The organism is Streptomyces sp. NBC_01471 (genome assembly GCF_041438865.1).
Classification (GTDB): domain Bacteria; phylum Actinomycetota; class Actinomycetes; order Streptomycetales; family Streptomycetaceae; genus Streptomyces.
This window is the reverse complement of sequence record NZ_CP109450.1, coordinates 3941498-3962943: the sequence shown is the minus strand read 5'-3', so window position 1 is coordinate 3962943 and position 21446 is coordinate 3941498. Positions and strand designations below refer to the sequence as shown.

The window sequence follows — 21446 nt, the reverse complement described above, 5'->3', positions numbered from 1 at the left end:
AGCCTAGTAAGTCCTATTTGGAGTGGAAAGTCGGGTTCCGTTGGCTGCCGAGCAGATCACCCGCTCGCTCACGCTCCAGCATCCGCCGCAACGGCCCCTCCAGCGCGGCCAGCTCCGCGTAGGGGCCACGCTGCACGACCCGCCCACCGTCCAGTACGAGCACCTCGTCGACGGCGTCGAGCCCGCGGAGCCGGTGGGTGATGAGCAGCGTCGTACGCCCCTCGGTGGCGGTCAGCAGATCCGCCGTGAGCGCGTCAGCGGTCGCCAGGTCGAGGTGTTCCGCCGGCTCGTCCAGGACGAGTACGGGGAAGTCGGCGAGGAGTGCGCGGGCCAGTGCCAGCCGCTGACGCTGGCCGCCGGAGAGCTTCGCGCCGTGCTCCCCCACCGGAGTGTCGAGCCCGTCGGGCAGCCCGTCCACCCAGTCCAGCAGCCGGGCTCCGGCGAGCGCCTCGCACAGTTCGCCGTCCGAGGCACCGGAACGGGCCAGCCTGAGGTTCTCCCGCAGGGAACTGTCGAAGATGTGCGCGTCCTGGGCGCACAACCCGACGAGTCCGCGCACGGTGTCACCGTCCAGCGCGTCGGCAGCCACCCCACCGAGCGTGTACGTCCCCGCCTCCGTGTCCAGGAAGCGCAGCAGCACCTGAGCGAGCGTCGTCTTGCCGGATCCGGAGGGGCCGACGACGGCGACCCGGCGCCCCGCTTCGAGCCGGAGGTCCATCCCGTCGAGCGCGTGTCCCCGCTGCCCCGCGTAGCGCGCGGTCAGCCCCCGCACCTCCAGCGGGAACGGCGCCCGCGGCGCCGCTGCCGGACGCACCGGCTCCTGTACGGGGGCGGGCGCGTCCAGCACCTCGTAGACCCGCTCGGCGCTCCTCCTGACCCGCTGCCGGTACTGCACGGCGAGCGGCAACCCGGTGACCGCCTCGAAAGCCGCCAGCGGAGTCAGCACCACCACGGCCAGTTCCACACCGGCGAGCCGCCCGTCGTGGACGGCCGGTATGCCGACGAACGCGGCGGCGGCGACAGTCAGCCCGCAGACGAGAGCGGTCAGCCCACCGCCGAGCGCAGTGGCGGTGGCACCCCGTGAGGCGATCCGGGTCAGCGCCCGGTCCGCGTCCCTGGTGCTGTGCAGCCGCCCGCGCAGCGCACCGGCGACCGTCAGCTCGGCGGTCCCCATGAGGAGGTCGACGATCCGGGTGGCCAGCACTCCGCGCGCGGGCGCCAGTTGACGCTCGGCACGCCGGGCACAGAGACCGCTCAGCGCGGGCACCGCGACCCCGGCGATCAGGAGCCCCGCCGCGAGCACGGCCCCGGCAGCGGGCAGCAGCCAGGTGGTGAACCCGACGGTGACGGCTCCCACCACCACGGCGACGGCGGCCGGAAGCAGCCAGCGCAGCCAGTAGTCCTGCAGCGCGTCCACGTCGGCGACCAGCCGTGACAGCAGGTCACCGCGCCTGACCCGGCGCAGCCCGGCGGGCGCGATCCGCTCCAGCCTGCGGTAGACGGCCACGCGCAGATCGGCGAGCATCCGCAGCACCGCGTCGTGCGACACCAGCCGCTCGGCATAGCGGAAGACGGCCCGCCCGGTGCCGAAGGCCCGCGTCGCCGTGACCGCGACCATCAGATAGAGCACGGGCGGCTCCTGCGAGGCCCGTGAGATGAGCCAGCCCGAGGTCGCCATGAGCCCGATGGCCGAGCCCAGCGCGAGGCTTCCCAGCAGCAGGGCCAGCAGCAGCCGCCCCCGCAGCGCACCGGCGGTGTCCCGCACCCGCGCCAGCGGGTTACGCCGTGCGGACCGGGCCGCCATAACGCCGCCGGCCGACGCCGTACCCCGGTCCGTCGCCTGCTCCGCCCGCGGTGCGGGCACGGCAGCAGCCTGCGGTGCGAGAGCGTCACCACCGGCCGGTGCAGCCTGCGACGTGCCGGGCGACAGTGCGACCACGCGGTCGGCCACAGCGAGCAGGGCCGGCCGGTGCACCACGAGCACCACAGTGCGGCCCGCCGCCAGCCGTCGCACCGCGTCGACGATCCCGGCCTCCGTCTCACCGTCGAGCGCCGCCGTCGGCTCGTCGAGCAGCAGCAGCGGCCGGTCGGCGAGGAACGCTCTGGCCAGCGCGAGCCGTTGGCGCTGGCCGGCCGAGAGCCCCGCACCGCCCTCACCGAGCACCGTGTCTACCCCGTCCGGCAGCGCGGCCACGAAGTCGTACGCCCCGGCATCGCCCAGAGCTCCGTGTACCGCGGCCGCGTCGGCGTCGGGACGTGCAAGCCGTACGTTCTCCGCGATCGTTCCCGCGAAGAGGTACGGCTGCTGCGGCACCCAGGCGATCTGCTCACGCCAGCGCTCGGGGGAGAGCGAGGCCAGATCGACAGCAGCGTCCCGACCCTCTCCGGCCGGCCCTCCTGGTGCCAGCGGGGCCGGTCCCACGGGCCCGACGAGAACCCGCCCTTCGTCCGGCGCCGCGAAGCCCAGCAGGACATTGAGCAGTGTCGACTTCCCGACCCCGCTCGGCCCGGTGACCGCGACCGTCTCTCCGGCACCGACGACCAGGGAAGCCGACTCCAGCGACGGTTCCGTACGGCCGGGGTGGCGCACCGTCACCCGGTCCAGCTCCAGGCGGAGCGAGCCCGGGACCTCGCGCGTCCCACCCTCCGGCAGCGGTGTCTCCAGCACCGCGAAGATCTCCTCGGCGGCCGAAAGGCCCTCGGCCGCCGCGTGGTACTGCGCCCCCACCTGCCGCAGCGGCAGATAGGCCTCGGGCGCCAGCACCAGGATCACCAGGCCTGTGTACAGGTCCAGTTCGCCCTTGACGAGCCGCAGGCCGATACCGACAGCGACCAGTGCCACCGACAGGGTCGCCAGCAACTCCAGCGCGAACGACGAGAGAAAGGCGATCCGCAGCGTCCGCAGCGTCGCCTTCCGGTACTCGTCCGTGATGGTCCTGATCGACTCGGCCTGCGCCTTGGCCCGTCCGAACACTTTGAGCGTCGGCAGTCCGGCCACCACGTCGAGGAAGTGCCCCGACAGCCGGGAGAGCAGATGCCACTGACGGTCCATACGGGCCTGAGTGGCCCAGCCGATGAGCATCATGAAGACCGGGATCAGCGGCAGGGTCCCGACGATGATGGCCGCCGACACCCAGTCCTCGGTGACGACCCGCACCAGCACCGCCACCGGCACCACCACCGCGAGCCCCAGCTGCGGGAGATAGCGCGAGAAGTAGTCGTCCAGGGCGTCGATGCCCCGGGTAGCGAGAGCGACCAGTGACCCCGTCCGCTGCCCGGTCAGCCACTGCGGCCCCAGCTCCGCGGACCTCTCAAGGAGCCGCCGCCGCAGCTCCGACTTGACCGCGGCGCTGGCCCGGTGCGCGGCCAGCTCGGTCAGCCAGGCCACCAGTCCCCGGCCCAGCGCCACCGCCGCGAGCAGCAGCAGTGCGGTCCGCAGCCCTGATCCGTCCAGGCCGTGCTGGAACGCCCCCACCACCACATCGGCGATCAGCATGGCCTGAGCCACGACCAGACCCGCGCCGGCCAGTCCGAGGACCACCACGGCGCCCAGGAAGAGACGTGTGGCACCGGCGTACCGGAGCAGACGCGGGTCGATCGGTTTCACGTGAAACACTCCCCACTAGTGGGCATCGGCGATGTGCTGGGTACCCAGCCGCTTGCGGAACACCCAGTACGTCCAGCCCTGGTAGAGCAGGACCAGCGGCGTCATGATGCCCGCCACCCAGGTCATGACCTTGAGCGTGTAATGGCCGGACGCCGCGTTGTCGATCGTCAGACTCCAGGCGGTGTTGAGCGAGGACGGCATCACATCCGGCGCCAGCGAGAGGAACAGTGCGGCGACCGTGGCCGCGATGGCCACGCCCGTGAACGCGAAGGCCCAGCCCTCCCTGGTCCGGGCGTTCATCACGAACGCCGCGACGAGCGCCGCCAGCGCCACACACAGCGCCGTCAGGGTGGATCCGTCGCCGCGGTCCGCCTGCAGCCAGATCAGGAAGGCCGCAGCGAGGGCCGCCGTGACAACAGCGGCCTTGGCCGCGAAGGCCCTGGCCCGCACCCGGATGTCTCCGACCGTCTTCAGCGCCGTGAAGACAGCTCCGTGCAGGGTGCACAGCGCGGTGAAGGCGAACCCGCCGAGGATCCCGTAACCGTTCAGCAGGTCCCCGAACGAGCCGGCGTAGTCCTGGTGGCTGTTGACCGGCACCCCGTGGACCATGTTGGCGAAGATCAGCCCCCAGAGGAACGGCAGCAGCAGCGAGCTGGTGAAGAGCACCCACTCCCAGTTGCGCTGCCAGCTCTCCTCGGGCCGCTTGTGGCGGTACTCGAAGGACAGGACCCGCACGATCAGCAGCACCAGGACCAGGACGAGCAGCAGATAGAAGCCACTGAAGAAGGTGGCGTACCAGACCGGGAAGGCCGCGAACATCGCGCCTGCCGCAGTGATCAGCCACACCTCGTTACCGTCCCAGACGGGACCGATGATGTTGATCAGCACCCGGCGCTCGCGCCGGTCCCTGGCCAGCAGCCGGGTGAGGATACCGACCCCGAAGTCGAAGCCTTCGAGGAAGAAGTACCCGGTCCACAGCACGGCGATCAGCAGAAACCAGAAGTCGTTGAGGCCCATGACGTCTCTCCTCTCAGTACGCGAAGGTCAGGGGTTTGTCGGCGTCGGCGTCGTCATCCCGGGTCCCGGATCCGCCGGGCCCGGAGGAGGGGCCGCGCAGCCGCGGGTCCTTGGCGGGCGGCTGCTCGTCGGTGTCCGGTCCCATCACCGCGTACTTCTTCATCAGCCGGACATTGATCCAGCCGAGAATCACGTAGAGCGTGACGAGGACGATCAGTGAGATGAGCATCTCCGTCTGGGAGACACCGGGGGAGACGGAGTCGGCGGTCTTGAAGAGACCGAAGACGGCCCAGGGCTGCCGGCCCATCTCGGTGAACACCCAGCCGATGGAGTTGGCGATCAGCGGGAAGACCAGGGAGGCCATCCCCACGCGCCAGCCCCACTTCGTGAAGAAGGGGTTCAGCTCCCGGCTCGCGGTGAGCATCAGCTTGGGTGCCTCGTCGTCGCCGGTCCGGTGCTCCGGCAGCAGCCACTTCTTCTTCCGGGTCAGCCAGAGTCCGGCAGCCGCGGCCACCGATGCGGTGAGCCCGATCCCGATCATGAGACGGAATCCCCAGAAGGTGACGAAGATGTTCGGCACGTAGTCGTCGGGGCTGCCGCCGTACTTGGCGGCCTCGGCCTTGGCGGTCTGGTGGATGCCGGGTACCGCGGTGTGGAAGTCGTCGTGGGCGAGGAAGGACAGGATTCCCGGTACCGACAGCTCGACGGAGTTGTGACCCGCCGCCACATTGCCCACCGCGAAGACGGAGAACGGCGCCGGGGCCTGGGTCTCCCAGAGTGCCTCGGCCGCGGCCATCTTCATGGGCTGCTGCTCGAACATCACCTTGCCCAGCTGGTCGCCGGAGAGCGCGGTGAGGATTCCGGCGGTCACCGTCATCACCAGGCCCATGCGCAGCGAGGTGCGCATCATGCGGGTGCGCTTGGTGTCGGTGCTGGTGCCCGCGGCCCTGGCCCGCCTGATCTTCCACAGGTGGTAACTGGCGATGCCGACGACGAAGGCGCCGCCGGTGAGGAAGGCCGAGGTCATGGTGTGGGTGAAGACGACCAGCGCCGTCTTCTGGGTGAGCACGCCCCAGATGTCGTTGAGATGCGCGGCACCGGTGGCACGGTCGATGGTGTACCCGACCGGGTGCTGCATCCAGGAGTTGGCCGCCAGGATGAAGTACGCGGAGAAGGTCGTGCCGATGGCCACCATCCAGATGCAGGCACAGTGGATCTTCTTGGGCAGCTTGTCCCAGCCGAAGATCCACAGCCCGATGAAGGTCGACTCGAAGAAGAAGGCGATCAGCGCCTCCATCGCGAGCGGCGCCCCGAAGACGTCACCGACGAACTTCGAGTAGTCCGACCAGTTCATCCCGAACTGGAACTCCTGGACGAGGCCGGTGGCGACCCCGATGGCCAGGTTGATCAGCAGGAGCTTCCCCCAGAACTTCGTGGCGTGGAAGTACTTCTCCGCGCCCTTCCGCACCCAGGCGGTCTCGAAGCCCGCGGTGATCGCGGCGAGGGAGATCGTGAGGGGGACGAACAGGTAGTGGTAGACGGTGGTCAGCCCGAACTGCCAACGCGCCAGGGTATCCGGCGACAGAGCTAGTTCCACGTCGTCACTCTCCTTACGTGGCCGGGGTCACAGCGGCTTTCTGTCCCTTTGGTCCCACACAGCACGGAAGAAAAGGGGCGCGCTTGTGAAAGCGTTCACATTCACAAGCAATACTACGAAAGCACTTCCGGCATGACGAAGGCGGGGTGCCCCAATGACACCCCGCCTTGTGAGAACCCCGTACGGAAGGGGGCTACAGCTCCTTGCGGAAGGCCGCCGCCGCCTGGAGGAAGAGGTCGTTGCCCTCGGTCTCACCGATGGTGACCCGTACGCCCTCACCGGCGAAGGGACGCACCACCACCCCCGCCTTCTCACAGGCCGCGGCGAAGTCGGCGGTGCGCTCGCCCAGCCGCAGCCACACGAAGTTGGCCTGTGTCTCCGGCACCGTCCAGCCCTGGCCGACCAGCCCCTCGTACACCCGGGTCCGCTCGGTGACCAGCGATCCGACCCGGCCCCACAGCTCGTCCTCGGCCCGCAGGGACGCGACCGCCGCGTCCTGCGCCAGCTGGCTCACCCCGAAGGGCACCGCGGTCTTGCGCAGCGCGGCCGCGACCGGCTCATGGGCGATGGCGAAGCCGATCCGCAGCCCGGCCAGCCCGTACGCCTTGGAGAAGGTCCGCAGCACCGCCACGTTGGGCCGGTCCCGGTACACCTCGATGCCGTCGGGCACATCGGTGTCCCGGTTGAACTCCCGGTACGCCTCGTCCAGGACCACCAGGACGTCGGAGGGCACCCGGTCCAGGAAGCGCTCCAGCTGGGCCCTGCGGACCACGGTCCCGGTCGGGTTGTTGGGGTTGCAGACGAAGATCATCCGGGTTCGCTCGGTGATCGCGGCCGCCATGGCGTCCAGGTCATGCACATCGCCCGAGTCAAGCGGCACCTGCACCGCGGTCGCCCCGCTGATCCGCGTGATGATCGGGTACGCCTCGAACGACCTCCAGGCGTAGATCACCTCGTCACCGGGGCCCGAGGTCACCTGGAGCAGCGACTGGGCGACGCCGACCGATCCGGTACCGGTCGCCAGATGGGAGACCGGCACCCCGAAGCGCTCGGCCAGTTCGTTCATCAGGGCGGTGCACGCCATGTCCGGGTACCGGTTGAAGGTCCCGGCCGCGGCGATCGCGGTCTCCATCACCCCAGGCAGCGGCGGATAGGGGTTCTCGTTGGAGGACAGCTTGTAGGCGACCGGGCCGGCCTCGGCGGCCGGCCTGCCCGGAACGTACGCGGGAATGCCGTCCAGTGCGGCGCGCAGCCTGGGGCTCTTCTGGCTCACAGCGGGTCCTCCTCGACTCGGATGAACCCACCCTATGAGGAACACCGCTCCGTGCGAATGGCGGGCGCCGACGGGGGGCGTACTTCCGGACCTGGCGCGCGCCCATGGCTCGCGCCGTGGCGCGCGTCCCCCGAAGAGGTGAGTTGAGACCTCATCGCAACATCAGGCATGGGCCAGGCACACGCCCACCGACACCCGAGACTCTTTTGACATGACCCCCAAATGCCCTGTATTCAAAGGTGATTGATGCTAAATGATCATGCAGAAACGTGCCTGTCAACGCGTGCATATGCGCTCAGCTCAACCGCCCCTCATCGCCCTACTATCGGCTCGCCATGACAGCAGCAGGGAAGCACCAGGTGAGCCGGGCGGAGACTCCCCGCAGGGCCAACCGGCAAGGACGAGCGGGCATCCGGGACGTGGCCGCCGCAGCCGGTGTCTCCATCACGACCGTCTCCGACGCGCTCAACGGCAAGGGCAGGCTCCCGGACGCCACCCGCCGCCATGTCCGCGAGGTCGCCGACCGGCTGGGCTACCGCCCTTCCGCCGCGGCCCGAACCCTCCGTACCGGAAAGTCCGGCCTCATCGGCCTGACGGTCACCACGTACGGGGATGAACCTTTCACCTTCACCGAATTCGCGTACTTCGCCGAGATGGCCAGAGCCGCCACCTCCGCCGCGCTCGCACGCGGCTATGCCCTCGTCATCCTCCCCGCGACGTCGCGCCACAGCGCGGTCGACGTCTGGTCGAACGTCGCGCTGGACGGCACCGTAGTCATCGACCCCTCCGACCACGACCCCGTAGTCATCGAACTCGTACGCCAAGGCCTCCCCGTCGTCTCCGACGGCCGCCCGGCGGGCACCCTGCCCGTCACGGCCTGGGTCGACAACGACCACGAGGCCGCGGTCCTCGATCTGCTCGACCATCTCGCCGCAGCCGGGGCCCGCCGTATCGGGCTGCTCACCGGCACCACGACGGACACGTACACCCGCCTCTCCACCACCGCGTATCTGCGCTGGTGCGAGCGGGTCGGACAGGATCCGGTGTACGAGTCCTACCCCGCGCACGACCCGTGCGCGGGAGCCGTCGCCGCGGACCGCCTGCTCGCCCGTCCGGACCGTCCGGACGCCGTCTACGGACTCTTCGACCCCAACGGCACCGACCTGCTGGCGGCAGCACGGCGGTACGGACTGCGTGTCCCCGAGGATCTGCTGCTGGTCTGCTGCAGCGAATCCACCGTGTACGCGAGCACCGAGCCGCCCATCACGACCCTCTCGCTCAAGCCCCGCCGGATCGGTACGGCCGTCATCCAGTTACTCATCGATGCCATCGAAGGCATCAATGACGATCACCCGGTCGAGCAGGTGATACCGACCGAACTCATCGTCCGGACCTCCTCGCAGCGCCGCCCGCCGCGCACGACGGTCAGCGCACCCCGCTCCCCCGCGCCGGACTGACCACCTCAATAGGTGCGAAACGGGCGGTCGGTCGGCAGACCGTCCGGATTCAGCACCCCTGGTGCGTCACAGAGTGCTGGTCGCATTCCTATGATGGGCGCACGACACCGCGGACCCCCCGACCAGGCAGGTCCGACCGGTGCACGGCGCGCGACGGTGGTGGAGGGGTCGATGACTCAGGGGGCCGGTCTGGAACCCGCGATGCGGACGGCGACAGTGCGGGACTTCCGCGTACCGCCCCTGCCCGCGTCCGAGCACGTCCACGAGGCCGGGAAGGCGCCGCGGTACGCCGCCGGTGAGGAGCCGGACGGGTATACGGCGACCCAGCGGGACCTGCCCGTCATCAGCCGTGGCGGCCCCGGTGACACGGTCGTCGTACCGATCGTGCCCGAACCCCAGCCCCTCCCCGCTCCCTCCGAAGGCGAGGGGGGTCTCGGACCGCTCTACGTCGTCGGCGACGTCCACGGATACCTCGACGAACTCCTGGCCGCCCTGTGCGCCCAGGGGCTCATCGACACCGAGGGCAACTGGGCCGCCGGGAACGCCCGCCTCTGGTTCCTCGGCGACTTCACCGACCGCGGCCCGGACGGCATCGGCGTCATCGACCTGGTGATGCGGCTGTCCGCCGAGGCCGCGGCCGCCGGAGGTTACTGCAAGGCCCTCATGGGCAACCACGAGCTGCTGCTCATCGGCGCCAAACGCTTCGGCGACACCCCGGTCAACTCCGGTGCGGGCACCGCGACCTTCCAGGCGGCCTGGCTGCTCAACGGCGGCCAGAAGGCCGACATGGACCGGCTGCAGGACGTCCACCTCCAGTGGATGTCACGGCTCGACGCCATGGAGCTGGAGGACGACCACCTCCTGGTGCACTCCGACACCACCGCCTATCTCGACTACGGCGATTCGCTCGAAGCGGTCAACGACACCGTCCGCGAGACGCTCACCCGCAACGACGCCGACGAATGCTGGGACCTGTTCCGCAAGTTCACCAAGCGCTTCGCGTTCCGCGACGAGTCGGGACCGCAGGCCGTGCAGGAGCTCCTGGGGGTCTTCGGCGGCCACCGGATCGTCCACGGCCACAGCCCCATCCCGTACCTGCTGGGCGAGGTCGGGGCCGAGGACGGCGAGGACAGCCCGCGTACCGTCATCGAGGGCCCGCACCTGTACGCGGACGGGCTCGCCGTCGCCATGGACGGCGGCGTGACCATGGCCGGAAAGCTACTCGTGGTGCAGCTGCCGCTGCCGAACTGAACAGCGCACGCGAAGGCGATTTCCGGAAACCCTCTGTCACCCCGCGCCATAACAGCTCTACCATCGGATTATCCGTAGCAGGCTCTCCTCCGTTTACGCCCGACTGCCCGTCAGAAGGCGGTCGGTACGGCCCGACGGAGCATCGGGGGATGCACATGAACAGCGCTTCGCACCTGCTGACAGAGGACCGTCCGGAGTTCGAGCGGCTCCTCGACGACGCACTGCGCACCGCGCCCGACCGACCGGATCTGGCCGAGCTGGGGCAGCGGCTCAACAGCGAGCAACTGCGCACCATGGTGCTCGACGCCGACAGCCTGGTCACCTCGACCGCGGCAGCCGAGTACGAGCACTTCGTGAAGGTGCGCGCCGGACTGCGCACGCCCGCCCCGGATTCGGTGCGCGCCTCCGTCCTCGCTCCCGTCAGAGGCGGCGCCCACGCGGGTGCGGGGCTCGCCGCCGTACTCGCGGTACTGGCCCCGGTACTGGCGGGCACCGCCGCCGTGATCTTCCTGCTGGTGGGCTACATACTCAAGGCGCTCGATCCGGCGCCCGCCTTCGGCAACACCATGGTCACCGCGGGCTGGTTCTTCGCGGCCCTCACCGCTGCCGCCATCCTGGCCGCAGCGATCGGGCTCCTCCTGACGGCGCTGCGCAACGGCTCGACCGAAGTGCACCCCGAGACGGAGGAGGGGGACGACGAGCTCTCCGAAGAGGTCGCCCGGGCCCGGGACGCCTGGCGCCACGCCCTGCTGGAACGGGGCATCGTCCCGTTCCTGAGCGCGGCACTGGCCGACCCGAGCGTCGACCCGGCGGCCCCCGCCCCGTACCGCCCGGCGGGCCGCATCCCGAACCTCGGCTACAGCCGTCCCGACTTCGCCAGTCCGGACTCGGGCGGGACGACGGCCCACGAGCGTCCCAGTTTCACCAGCCCGGACTTCACGAGCCCGGACTTCGGAGGCCCCGACCACCAGCCGGAGTGACGCACCGGCCGGTCCGCGGTAGGAACCGGCCGGTGCGAGGCAGGTTGGGCCCGGTACGGGACCGGCCGGTACGGGACCGGCCCCGTACCGGGGGCACATGGCGTCGTCAGTCGGCGATCGGCAGGTACACCCGGTTGCCGCTGGCCGCGAACTCCTTCGACTTCTCCGCCATCCCCGACTCGATCTCCTCCTGGCTTCCGCCGTGCTCGCGGCGGATGTCCTGGGAGATCTTCATCGAGCAGAACTTCGGCCCGCACATGGAACAGAAATGCGCGGTCTTCGCCGGCTCGGCCGGCAGCGTCTCGTCATGGAACTCCCTTGCCGTGTCGGGGTCGAGAGCGAGATTGAACTGGTCCTCCCAGCGGAACTCGAAGCGTGCGTCCGAGAGCGCGTCGTCCCACTTCTGCGCGTCCTGGTGCCCCTTGGCGAGATCCGCCGCATGGGCCGCGATCTTGTACGTGATGACGCCGGTCTTCACGTCGTCCCGGTTGGGCAGCCCCAGGTGCTCCTTGGGCGTGACGTAGCAGAGCATGGCCGTGCCCCACCAGGCGATCATCGCCGCCCCGATGCCGGAGGTGATGTGGTCATACGCCGGGGCCACGTCCGTGGTGAGCGGGCCGAGCGTATAGAAGGGGGCCTCCTCGCAGATCTCCTGCTGGAGGTCGATGTTCTCCTTGATCTTGTGCATCGGGACGTGACCGGGACCCTCGATCATCGTCTGTACACCATGACGTTTGGCGATCGTGTTGAGTTCCCCGAGGGTGCGCAACTCCGCGAACTGCGCCTCGTCGTTGGCGTCCGCGATCGACCCCGGCCGCAGTCCGTCGCCCAGCGAGTAGGTGACGTCGTAGGAGGCCAGAATGGACGAGAGCTCCTCGAAGTTCTCATACAGGAACGACTCCTTGTGGTGCGCCAGGCACCAGGCCGCCATGATCGAGCCGCCCCGCGAGACGATCCCGGTCTTGCGGCGTGCGGTGAGCGGCACGTACCGCAGCAGCACCCCCGCGTGCACCGTCATGTAGTCGACGCCCTGTTCGGCCTGCTCGATGACCGTGTCCTTGTAGATGTCCCAGGTCAGCTCCTCGGCCTGGCCATCGACCTTCTCCAGGGCCTGGTAGAGCGGGACCGTGCCGATCGGCACGGGGGAGTTGCGCAGCACCCACTCGCGGGTGGCGTGGATATTGCGCCCGGTGGACAGGTCCATGACCGTGTCTGCGCCCCATTTGGTGGCCCAGGTCATCTTGTCCACCTCCTCCTCGATGGAGGAAGTGACCGCGGAGTTGCCGATGTTGGCGTTGACCTTCACCAGGAAGCGCTTCCCGATGATCATCGGCTCGATCTCCGGGTGGTTGACGTTGGCCGGCAGGACCGCCCGGCCGGCGGCGATCTCCTCCCGTACGACCTCGGGGGAGACGTTCTCCCGGATCGCGACGTACTCCATCTCCGGGGTGATTTCCCCGCGCACGGCGTACGCGAGCTGGCTCACCGCGCGCCCTTCGCGCCCCCTCCTGGGCTGGCGGGGACGGCCGGGGAAGACCGCGTCGAGGTTACGGAGCCCTCCGCGCGGCGATGTGTGCTTGATCCCGTCGTCCTCGGGGCGGGCCGGGCGGCCCGCGTACTCCTCGGTGTCGCCGCGGCCGATGATCCAGTTCTCCCGGAGCGGGGCGAGCCCGCGCCGGACATCGGTCTCGACGGTGGGATCGGTGTACGGGCCTGACGTGTCGTACAGCGTCACGTCCTGCCCATTGGTGAGGTGCACCTGCCTGACGGGCACCCGGAGATCCGCGCGCGAGCCCTCCGGGCCCGCGACATATCCCTTGTGCCAGCCCGGCTTGCGCTCGTCCTGATCGGTGGCAGGCGTGCGTGCATCCACTGTGGTCATGAGACCTACTCCCTACGCCGGCATTACCCGGTAACAGGTTCGGCGGTCGGCGCAGCTCTCAGCAGACTGCTGATCAGCGCCCTCTCAGCCCGGTGCTCCGAGCTCCCGCGTGTGCAAAGGTGCCCCCCACGCTAGTGCCCAAGAGCGCACGCTGAACAGAGGGCCTCCCCCTTCTTGCGATGATCTGGCGGTGACACCACTCCCTGAACCGTCCCCCGGCGGGCACGGCCACCCGCACGGTCACGGCCCTGCCGCGCCGGTGTCCAGGCACCTGCGCAAGGTCATCGCAGCCGTGCTGATTCCCTTCGCGGCGGCGGTCGTTGCCGGTCTCGCGGTCTTCTGGCCGGACGGGGACCCGCACCATGCCCGCAGCGGTGTCGGGTTCGACCGGCAGACCCGGCAGGGCAAGGTGGTGGAGATCACCGCGGTCAACTGCAAGGACCTGCACGCCGACCAGTCGTCGACGGCCGACGGGGGCGGGAGCGGGAGTGGTACCGACGGCGAGAGCGCGGCGGAGCAGCAGGCCGGTGCCGGTGCGGCCCCGCAGGGCGCCCCGTGCAAGAAGGCGAAGATCGAGGTGACGAGTGGCAAGGACAAGGGCCGCACCTTCGCCGAGATCGTCCGGTCGGACTCCCCGCGCCAGTTGCACCAGGGGCAGGGCGTGATCGTCGCGTACGCCCCCGACGCCCCCCGCGACCTGCAGTACTCGGTGTCCGACGTGGACCGGAAGTTCCCGCTGGCGCTGCTCGCCGGGATCTTCGCGCTGGTGGTGGTCGCCGTGGGCCGGTTGCGCGGGCTGATGGCTCTGGTCGCGCTGGCCGTCAGCTTCGCCGTGCTGACGCTGTTCATCCTGCCCGCCATCCTGCACGGTTCGAATCCGCTGGTCGTGGCGGTCATCGGGGCGAGCGCCATCATGCTGATCGCCCTCTACACCTGCCACGGCCCGACGGCGCGGACCTCGGTCGCCGTCATCGGCACCCTGATCTCGCTGATGCTGATCGGGCTGCTCGGTTCGCTCTTCATCGGCTGGGCCGGCCTGACGGGCAACACCGACGACAGCACCGGACTGATCCACGGCCTCTACCCGCACATCGACATGAGCGGGCTGCTGCTGGCGAGCGTCATCATCGGATCGCTCGGGGTGCTGGACGACGTGACGGTCACACAGACCTCAGCGGTCTGGGAACTGCACCAGGCCGATCCCACGATGGGGGCCCGCGGGCTCTACCGGGCGGGCATCCGGATCGGCCGCGACCACATCGCGTCCGTCGTCAACACCCTCGTTCTGGCCTACGCCGGTGCGGCGCTGCCCCTGCTGCTGCTCTTCTCCATCGCGCAGAGCAGTGTGGGGACGGTGGCCAACTCCGAGCTGGTCGCGGAGGAGATCGTACGGACCCTGGTGGGCTCGATCGGCCTGGTCGCCTCGGTGCCGGTGACCACGGCGCTCGCCGCGCTCGTGGTCTCGGCCGACCGTGCGGGCCATGGGACCGACCGCCCGTCGCGCGGGGTGGGCCGGGCGCTCGCGGGAGGGGGCATCACGCGGGGCGGCGGGGGCCGCCGCCGCAAGCACTGAGCCGCCCCGCTCTGCACCCCGGCTACGCGCCCTCGCCCGGGCCTCGGGCCTCGGGCCTCGGGCCGCAGGCTTCAGCCGGCGTTCTCCTCCGCGAGGATCCGGCCGAGCGCTGCCTCCAGATGTCCGTCGAAGTCGCCCAGACTGCACTCCTCGCCGAGCGGGACGATCTTGTCCGTGCGGTCCAGGAAGGCGATCAGCGGGGCGCTGCCCGCCCGGAACAGCGCGCGGTCGGCCCCGACCTGGAGCCGCAGATGAACGTCGGACAGCCCTGACGGATCGCTGGGCGCGATGTGCACGTCGCCGTCCCCTGTAGGGGCGTTGATCCCGTCGAGCAGCAGCTCGCGACCGAACGTCCAGGTCACCGGCGCGTCTCCGGGAAGGTGGAAGGTCATCCGGACCGCGTACGGATCGCTCACCTCGTAGCACAGCTCCACCGGGATACGGAAGGAGAGCTCCTCGGAGACGAGGAAGCTCATCATGACCTCTGCCTGGACCGATTCGCGCATGTCCCTACCCCGCAGTAGACGCCGTATTGGTTCACAAGATGGCCGGGAATGTACCTCCGGGCCCTCTTGACGTAATCGTGCTGTAAGCGCAAACAGATCACAAGGAGTGATATTTCAGATACTGAGAGCGAACGCAAGCGAATCGGGTAAAGCCCCAACCTCGGACCGTAACGTTTTAGCAGCGGAGAGCAACCGTACTTGCTCATGCGCGAGGCTGGAAACAGCCGTCGCCGCAGCACCTGAGCCGGGCCTGATCGGGATGGCGGCGCCGACCGTTCCGAGCGCGTACTCCTGCTGCCCGGCAACCGGTTGCATCCGTTCCGCGGAAGCCGGCCTCCGCAGCAGGACGCACCGGTCACGTGCCGAATGGCGGGTCGGCGGACGCACCGGACGGCGGTCCGGATGATCTCTGCGGGAGGCTTCGCCGGGGCGGCTCAGCAGGCACTGACCGAGGGCGTGTGCATGACCGGTTTCCCGGCTGTCCGCCCGCTCCTCGACGGCGGGCGCGGCGGGAGTGTCGGCGACCGCGACGAGGTCGATCCCACCCTCGTGATGCGCGGCAAAATTAATCAGCGCCCCGAGCGCGTCCCGCCCGGAGTTCAGCGATCCGATCACTGTCGGCGCAGCGGTGTGTGGTGGTGTGGCCAAAGGGTCACCCCCAGCATGCCGACGGCGGTTCACGTGCCCGTGAGGGCTTTCCCTCATGGGTCCCGCCGCGCACAATCCGCTGGTCAGCGCCTTTTCAGGCCAGTTTCCCGAGGGGGCGGCAGAGATTTCTCACTGTAGCCACAGCCTCCGTGCGGGCGGGGGGATTCGCTGCCCCCGTCCCTCAGCCGGGCTAACGGCCGCACGCGTACACCAGCCCGGGCCCGACGCCGTTCCTTCAGACGTGCCGACCAGCCGCGCGCCAACGAGCCGCGCCGACCGGCCGCACGGTCCTACCAGTCGTTCCGCGAGGACGACGAAGAGGTGAACTTGCGTACGACGTAGATCAGTCCGGCGACGAGTGCCACCAGGACCAGGGCCTTGAAGAGCAGCCCGATCACGAACCCGATGACGGTCGCGATGAGACCGCCGAACACGATCAGCACGAGGACGGGCACCGCTACCCACTTCACCCACCACGGCATTCCCGCGAAAATCTCTCGGACCGCCATCGTCCCTACCTCTTCCTGGATCTTCCTGGACCACGCCGGCCACTCCGGGGGCTCTGCTGTCGATGCTAAAGGCGCCGGAGGGCCCGGCGGAGGCCACGCAGCCCTTGGAATCCCCTGATGCGCCCCCTACGGGACGGCATCGTTCCGGGTCTCGCGAACAGCTGGCCCCCGTGGTCAGCGGGTCCCCGCAGTCAGTCAGCCCTGCGGTCGGTCAGCCCCGCGGTCAGCTCTCGGGCGGCGAGAAGACCACGAGAACCCGGAGGTCCTCGGAGATGTGATGGAACTTGTGCGCCACCCCGGCCGGTACGTACACCACCCCGCCCCGCGCGACCTCGGTCGTCTCCGTACCGACCGTGATCGAAGCCCGGCCGCTCACGACGAAGTACACCTCGTCCTGGCCGTGCGGCTGCTGGCGGTCGGTCGCTCCCGCGTCCAGCGCGTAGAGCCCCACCGACATGTTCCGTTCGCGCAGGAACTGCAGATACGCGCCGTCGTTGGCGGCACGCTCCGCCTCCAGCTCGTCCAGCCGGAATGCTTTCATTGCTCGTCAGCCCCTGCACTCGTCCCGATCGTGTCTGCCACGATCAGACACATGAAGAATTTTGTAGTCAAGACGGTTGCCAACGCGGCAGCACTCTTCGTAGCCATCTGGCTCCTTCAGGACATCACACTCAGCGGCGACTCCACCGGCCGCAAAACGCTCACCCTGATCATCGTCGCGCTGGTCTTCGGCCTGGTGAACTTCGTCGTCAAGCCGATCGTGAAGCTGATCGCCTTCCCGCTGTTCATCCTCACACTGGGGCTGATCACTCTGGTGATCAACGCCCTTATGCTGCTGCTGACTTCCTGGCTGTCCGGAGAGCTCGACCTCTCCTTCCATGTCCACGGCTTCTGGACCGCTGTCCTCGGTGGCCTGATCATCTCGGTCGTCTCGTGGGCGCTGAACGTCGTCCTGCCCGACGAGGACTGAGGCCCGTATGAGCACCCCCGACATGAACACACCCGCCTCGGAAACCGGAGACGGAACACGAGCGGTACGGGCCGGGCTGCCCACGCCCGTGAAGTACGAACCGACCCTGCCGGGACCGGTCTTCGCCGCTCATTACCACCTGCCGGGCGAGCCCACGGGGCCCTATACCTACGGCCGTGACACCAACCCGACCTGGACGCACCTCGAAGCGGCCATCAGCGAGCTGGAGTCACCGGACCAGCCGGCCGAGACCGTCACCTTCGCCTCCGGCATGGCGGCCGTGTCGGCCGTCCTGCTGTCCCAGGCCCGCGCGGGCGACACGGTGGTGCTCCCCGACGACGGATACCAGGCGCTGCCCCTCGTACGGGAACAGCTCGATGCGTACGGCATCGGCGTACGGACCGCGCCGACCGGGGGCGATGCTCAGCTGAACGCCCTGGCCGGCGCCCGGCTGCTGTGGATCGAGACCCCGTCCAATCCCGGTCTTGACGTCTGCGACGTACGGCGGCTCGCGGCGGCCGCGCACGCCGGCGGGACGCTGGTCGCGGTCGACAACACCCTCGCGACCCCGCTCGGGCAGCGGCCCCTCGATCTCGGCGCGGACTTCTCCGTGGCGAGCGGCACCAAGGGGCTCACCGGGCACGGCGATCTCCTGCTCGGCTATGTCACCTGCCGTGACACGGAACTCGCGGCGCGGGTACGGAAGTGGCGCAAGGTGGTCGGAGCCGTGCCCGGGCCGATGGAGGCCTGGCTCGCGCACCGTTCGCTCGCCACCATCCAGCTGCGCGCCGACCGGCAGTCCGCGAACGCCCTGGCGCTCGCCGAGGCGCTGTCCGGGCGCGCGGAGATCGAGGGCTTGCGCCATCCCGGGCTGCCGTCCGACCCCTCGCACACGACGGCGGCGGGCCAGATGCGCCGCTTCGGCTGCGTGGTCTCGTTCGTGCTGCCCGGCCGCGACCATGCGGAACGCTTCCTCGACGCGCTGGAGCTGGTGGACGACGCGACCAGTTTCGGCAGCGTCCGGTCCACCGCCGAGCGGCGTGGACGCTGGGGCGGCGACGCCGTACCGGAGGGGTTCATCCGCTTCTCCGCAGGGGTCGAGGACACCCGGGACCTGGTGGCTGACGTCCTGAGGGCCCTGGACGAGGCGGCACGGCAGCACTGACCGGCGGGCCCAGCAGCGGTACGTGAACCCGCGCGAACAGTGCCGTGGGCGCTGCTGCGGACGGTCCGAGCCTCCCCCCTCATGGCTCGGACCGTCCCGGTTCCCCGGTCGACGCACGAAGAACCTCCTGCACAAGGCTAGTTGACTGTGCGTCAGTGTCCAATCACAGTAGCGACAGAGACCTATCGACTTATTTATAGTTCTGCCGGGGGCCAGGACGACTTCGCACAGCCAGAACGGACGGTACGGACATGGATCTGGCCCTGCTCCGCACCTTCGTCACCGTGCACCGGGCCGGTTCCTTCACCCGCGCCGCCGCACTCCTCGGGCTCTCCCAGCCTGCGGTGACCAGCCAGATACGCACGCTGGAGCGGCAGTTGGGGCGGCCGCTGTTCCTGCGCCGGGCCCGTGGCGTCACCCCGACCGCCATCGGGGACGAACTCGCCCACCGCGCGGCGCCGCATCTGGACGCACTCGCCGAGATCGCCGGGACGGGCATCGACGACGAGACCGGAACCCGCACCCTGCACCTGGCCGGACCGCCCGAGTTCACCGCGGTGCGCGCCCTGCCGGCGCTCACCCCGCTGATACCGCAGGGCGTCGCGCTGCGGGCCTCGTTCGGCAACACCGAGGAGACCCTGGACGGCCTCGGCGCCGGACACCACGACCTCGCCATCACCACGGCACGACCGCGCGGTGAACTCCTGACCGCGACCACCCTCTGCGACGAGGAACACGTCCTGGTCACCTCTCCCCGCTGGGCTGCCCGGATCGGCCCGGGGACACTGCGCCGCCGGGGGCCCTCCGTACTGAAGGACCTGCCCGTGGTGGAGGTCCATGAGTCGCTGCCGTTCGTCTCCCGCTACTGGAACGCTGTCTTCGACGCGCACCCCGCCGACACCGGCGCGGTCGTCGCACCCGATCTGCGGGCCGTCCAGCAGGCGGTGGTCGCGGGCGCCGGACTCGCCGTACTGCCGCGCTATCTGTGCGAGGACGCCCTGGAGCGGGGCGAGGTGGTGGCGCTGCTGGATCCGCCGGTGCCACCGCTGCGCACCTACTTCCTCGCCGTACGTACCGGAACGCTCGCGCTCCCGCACATCGCACGGGCCCAGGAGTGGCTGTTGCGGGCGGCCGCCGACTGGTCCTGAGGGATGGTTCCGGGGCAGGTGATGCGTTTCGGAACCGGTCTCCCGGGCCAACCTCCTTCCATGACCGAACGTCCAGTGGTCAAGCGCACCGCCCGCGCCGTGCTCCTCGACGGCGACCACCTGATCCTCATCAAGCGGACCAAGCCCGGCGTGGAACCGTACTGGGTCACTCCCGGCGGCGGGGTCGAGGCCGAGGACTCCACCGTGGTCGAAGCCCTGCACCGGGAGGTCGACGAGGAGCTCGGCGCCAAGATCACCGATGTGGTGCCCTGCTTCGTCGACACCATCGAGCACATCCCGGAAGGCGGCGGGGTGGCGGGCGTGAAGGTGCAGCACTTCTTCGTCTGCCGACTGGCGTCGATGGATCCCGCCCTGCGCCACGGACCCGAAGTCGAAGAGCCCTGCGGCGACTACGAGATCGTCCGGGTGCCCTTCAGCCGGGTCGGCATCGCGGCCGTCCATCTCGTTCCGCTCTCACTGCGGCACTATCTCGACGGGAACATCGAGGGGGTCCGGGCACTCCAGGCCGCAGACCTGGGATGAGTCCTGGTGGCCGGTGCCGGGTCCGGGGGCCGGCCACGATCGGCAGGCCCGCCCCTCAGCGCCCGGAAGCACCGTCAGTTGTCATCGACCTCGGCAACGAGCCCGTAGGCCTCGCGCAGATCGCCGCCCGCGTAGCTGTGCGTGGCCAGCCCCGCCAGATGGCCGTCCGCGTTCACCGCGACCGACCGGGACACCGCTCCGAAGAGGTCCACGTCCGACATCGAGTCCCCATAGGCGATGCAGTCCGCCCGCCCGACGGCGAACTCGGTGCAGAGCCGGTCCGCGATCCGGACCTTCGCAGCGGGGCTGAGAATGCCCGCCGGATCCACCGGCCGGTTGAACGGCACCTCCGGGAAGCGCGAACCGTACGCCGCATGCGCACCCCAGCCGAGCAGCCGCTCCACGAAGAACGACGGCGAGAGCGAGATGACCGCGCAGAAGTCGCCGCGGTCCCGGATGTCCCGCCAGACCTCCTGGATCCCGGCGAGCCACGGCGCTGCGTCGAAAGCGGCCGTCACATGGTCCGCGGTGAGGCCGGACCAGAGAGCGTGCACCGCGACCGCGTACTCCGGTGGGCCGAGCCGCCCCGAGACCAGATCACGCTCCAGCACGCCGATCTCCTCCAGCAGCCCCAGCTGGCGGGATATCTCCACCGGCGCGGCCGAACCACGGATGAGGGTTCCGTCGAGATCGAAGAGATGCAGGCGCGCCATGTACGCCGAGGCTAGTACAGCCGCTTACTCCCCCTGTCAGACGCCCTGGACCTGGATGCGCGGCAGCGTGTTTCACGTGAAACACCTGACCAGCTCCGCACGCCGGGGTGTCCTCGTGATCCATGTCGCCGTCTCGGTGGGCTGGCTGGGCCTGACCATCGGGCTGCTCGCGCTCGGAATCACCGCGTACACCTGCGCCGACGCTCCCATGACGGAAGCCGCGTACCGGTCGATGAAGGTCTTCGGTGACTGGCTGGTCATCCCGGTCGGCCTGCTCACTCTGCTCAGCGGCGTGGTGCTCTCCCTCGGGACGCACTGGGGTCTGGCCCGCCACCGCTGGGTGTGGATCAAGTTCTGGCTGACCCTCGCCACCCTCGCCGCCTCCGCCCTGGCGCTCCGCCCGCAGATCAACGCGGCAGCCGCGGCAGGGCATCCCGACCTGAGTCCGGTCGCCGCCCCCACCGTCGCCTCCGCCGCGTACTTCTTCATGACGGCCATCTCAGTACTGAAACCCTGGGGCCTGACCGCACGCGGCCGGGAGCACCGGAACAAGCGGCAGACATCCCGGAAAGCGGTGGACGGCGTACGCACCCATCAGCGAGCCTGA

At 69.6% G+C, this 21446-nt stretch carries 19 protein-coding genes and 1 riboswitch; of the genes, 9 read left to right on the top strand and 10 right to left on the bottom strand.

The window, feature by feature from the left end; all coding sequences use genetic code 11:
• Positions 1-13 precede the first annotated feature (13 nt).
• The 4 genes from cydD to hisC all read right to left on the bottom strand — a co-directional run bounded on the left by cydD (position 14) and on the right by hisC (position 7494).
• Positions 14-3607 (bottom strand): thiol reductant ABC exporter subunit CydD, encoded by a 3594-nt coding sequence (cydD, locus tag OG285_RS17390; protein ID WP_371791478.1) that lies wholly within the window; start codon positions 3605-3607, stop codon positions 14-16.
• Positions 3608-3622: 15 nt separating this feature from the next.
• Complete coding sequence (gene cydB, locus OG285_RS17385; protein ID WP_371791477.1) at positions 3623-4624, bottom strand: cytochrome d ubiquinol oxidase subunit II; 1002 nt, start codon at positions 4622-4624, stop codon at positions 3623-3625.
• A 13-nt stretch (positions 4625-4637) separates the two neighbouring features.
• Positions 4638-6221 carry a cytochrome ubiquinol oxidase subunit I gene (locus tag OG285_RS17380; RefSeq protein ID WP_356826828.1) on the bottom strand — a complete coding sequence of 528 codons (1584 nt, stop codon included), beginning with the start codon at positions 6219-6221 and terminating at the stop codon, positions 4638-4640.
• A 193-nt stretch (positions 6222-6414) separates the two neighbouring features.
• Entirely contained in the window at positions 6415-7494 is a 1080-nt protein-coding gene (hisC, locus tag OG285_RS17375) for a histidinol-phosphate transaminase (RefSeq protein ID WP_371791476.1), read from the bottom strand.
• Positions 7495-7829: 335 nt separating this feature from the next.
• Between hisC and OG285_RS17370 the strand changes: the two genes are divergently transcribed.
• The 3 genes from OG285_RS17370 (at position 7830) to OG285_RS17360 (ending at position 11182) form a co-directional block, all read left to right on the top strand.
• Positions 7830-8951: a LacI family DNA-binding transcriptional regulator gene (locus tag OG285_RS17370; protein ID WP_356826826.1), complete on the top strand. Its 1122-nt coding sequence runs from the start codon at positions 7830-7832 to the stop codon at positions 8949-8951.
• 171 nt (positions 8952-9122) lie between these two features.
• Positions 9123-10202 (top strand): metallophosphoesterase, encoded by a 1080-nt coding sequence (locus OG285_RS17365; RefSeq protein WP_356826825.1) that lies wholly within the window; start codon positions 9123-9125, stop codon positions 10200-10202.
• Positions 10203-10351: 149 nt separating this feature from the next.
• Positions 10352-11182 carry a hypothetical protein gene (locus tag OG285_RS17360; RefSeq protein ID WP_371791475.1) on the top strand — a complete coding sequence of 277 codons (831 nt, stop codon included), beginning with the start codon at positions 10352-10354 and terminating at the stop codon, positions 11180-11182.
• A 106-nt stretch (positions 11183-11288) separates the two neighbouring features.
• Here the strand turns inward: OG285_RS17360 and thiC are convergent, their stop codons facing one another.
• Positions 11289-13064 (bottom strand): phosphomethylpyrimidine synthase ThiC, encoded by a 1776-nt coding sequence (thiC, locus tag OG285_RS17355; RefSeq protein WP_356826823.1) that lies wholly within the window; start codon positions 13062-13064, stop codon positions 11289-11291.
• Positions 13057-13183: riboswitch (TPP riboswitch) on the bottom strand. It overlaps the preceding gene by 8 nt.
• A 71-nt stretch (positions 13184-13254) precedes the next feature.
• On the opposite strand from thiC, the gene OG285_RS17350 reads away from it, so the two are divergent.
• Complete coding sequence (locus OG285_RS17350) at positions 13255-14637, top strand: YibE/F family protein (RefSeq protein ID WP_371791474.1); 1383 nt, start codon at positions 13255-13257, stop codon at positions 14635-14637.
• A gap of 71 nt (positions 14638-14708) precedes the next feature.
• Here the strand turns inward: OG285_RS17350 and OG285_RS17345 are convergent, their stop codons facing one another.
• The 4 genes from OG285_RS17345 to OG285_RS17330 form a co-directional block, all read right to left on the bottom strand.
• Positions 14709-15143, bottom strand: coding sequence for an SsgA family sporulation/cell division regulator (locus tag OG285_RS17345; RefSeq protein ID WP_356826821.1), 435 nt, complete (start codon positions 15141-15143; stop codon positions 14709-14711).
• Between the two features lie 114 nt (positions 15144-15257).
• Positions 15258-15758, bottom strand: coding sequence for a hypothetical protein (locus OG285_RS17340; RefSeq protein WP_371791473.1), 501 nt, complete (start codon positions 15756-15758; stop codon positions 15258-15260).
• 323 nt (positions 15759-16081) lie between these two features.
• On the bottom strand, positions 16082-16300 hold the full coding sequence (locus OG285_RS17335) for a DUF5326 family protein (protein WP_164258033.1): 219 nt from the start codon (positions 16298-16300) through the stop codon (positions 16082-16084).
• A gap of 223 nt (positions 16301-16523) precedes the next feature.
• Entirely contained in the window at positions 16524-16841 is a 318-nt protein-coding gene (locus OG285_RS17330; protein ID WP_164258035.1) for a cupin domain-containing protein, read from the bottom strand.
• Between the two features lie 51 nt (positions 16842-16892).
• On the opposite strand from OG285_RS17330, the gene OG285_RS17325 reads away from it, so the two are divergent.
• From OG285_RS17325 to OG285_RS17310, 4 genes are all read left to right on the top strand, one after another.
• Positions 16893-17270, top strand: coding sequence for a phage holin family protein (locus OG285_RS17325; RefSeq protein WP_371791472.1), 378 nt, complete (start codon positions 16893-16895; stop codon positions 17268-17270).
• Between the two features lie 7 nt (positions 17271-17277).
• Positions 17278-18435 (top strand): cystathionine gamma-lyase, encoded by a 1158-nt coding sequence (locus OG285_RS17320; protein WP_371791471.1) that lies wholly within the window; start codon positions 17278-17280, stop codon positions 18433-18435.
• A gap of 251 nt (positions 18436-18686) precedes the next feature.
• Positions 18687-19583, top strand: coding sequence for a LysR family transcriptional regulator (locus OG285_RS17315; protein ID WP_371791470.1), 897 nt, complete (start codon positions 18687-18689; stop codon positions 19581-19583).
• 60 nt (positions 19584-19643) lie between these two features.
• Positions 19644-20126, top strand: a complete 483-nt coding sequence (locus tag OG285_RS17310; RefSeq protein ID WP_356826817.1) for an NUDIX hydrolase — start codon at positions 19644-19646, stop codon at positions 20124-20126.
• Positions 20127-20200: 74 nt separating this feature from the next.
• On the opposite strand, the gene OG285_RS17305 is transcribed toward OG285_RS17310, so the two are convergent.
• A complete protein-coding gene (locus tag OG285_RS17305; protein WP_371791469.1) occupies positions 20201-20839 on the bottom strand; it encodes an HAD family hydrolase in 639 nt (212 codons plus the stop codon).
• A gap of 76 nt (positions 20840-20915) precedes the next feature.
• Between OG285_RS17305 and OG285_RS17300 the strand changes: the two genes are divergently transcribed.
• Complete coding sequence (locus OG285_RS17300; RefSeq protein ID WP_371791468.1) at positions 20916-21446, top strand: DUF2269 domain-containing protein; 531 nt, start codon at positions 20916-20918, stop codon at positions 21444-21446.

Coding starts and splice junctions, on each gene's coding strand:
- cydB (WP_371791477.1), bottom strand. CDS start 4,624: ATGGGCCTCAACGACTTCTGGTTTCTGCTGATCGCCGTGCTGTGGACC.
- OG285_RS17370 (WP_356826826.1), top strand. CDS start 7,830: ATGACAGCAGCAGGGAAGCACCAGGTGAGCCGGGCGGAGACTCCCCGC.
- OG285_RS17365 (WP_356826825.1), top strand. CDS start 9,123: ATGACTCAGGGGGCCGGTCTGGAACCCGCGATGCGGACGGCGACAGTG.
- OG285_RS17360 (WP_371791475.1), top strand. CDS start 10,352: ATGCACATGAACAGCGCTTCGCACCTGCTGACAGAGGACCGTCCGGAG.
- thiC (WP_356826823.1), bottom strand. CDS start 13,064: ATGACCACAGTGGATGCACGCACGCCTGCCACCGATCAGGACGAGCGC.
- OG285_RS17345 (WP_356826821.1), bottom strand. CDS start 15,143: ATGCGCGAATCGGTCCAGGCAGAGGTCATGATGAGCTTCCTCGTCTCC.
- OG285_RS17335 (WP_164258033.1), bottom strand. CDS start 16,300: ATGGCGGTCCGAGAGATTTTCGCGGGAATGCCGTGGTGGGTGAAGTGG.
- OG285_RS17330 (WP_164258035.1), bottom strand. CDS start 16,841: ATGAAAGCATTCCGGCTGGACGAGCTGGAGGCGGAGCGTGCCGCCAAC.
- OG285_RS17325 (WP_371791472.1), top strand. CDS start 16,893: ATGAAGAATTTTGTAGTCAAGACGGTTGCCAACGCGGCAGCACTCTTC.
- OG285_RS17320 (WP_371791471.1), top strand. CDS start 17,278: ATGAGCACCCCCGACATGAACACACCCGCCTCGGAAACCGGAGACGGA.
- OG285_RS17315 (WP_371791470.1), top strand. CDS start 18,687: ATGGATCTGGCCCTGCTCCGCACCTTCGTCACCGTGCACCGGGCCGGT.
- OG285_RS17310 (WP_356826817.1), top strand. CDS start 19,644: ATGACCGAACGTCCAGTGGTCAAGCGCACCGCCCGCGCCGTGCTCCTC.
- OG285_RS17305 (WP_371791469.1), bottom strand. CDS start 20,839: ATGGCGCGCCTGCATCTCTTCGATCTCGACGGAACCCTCATCCGTGGT.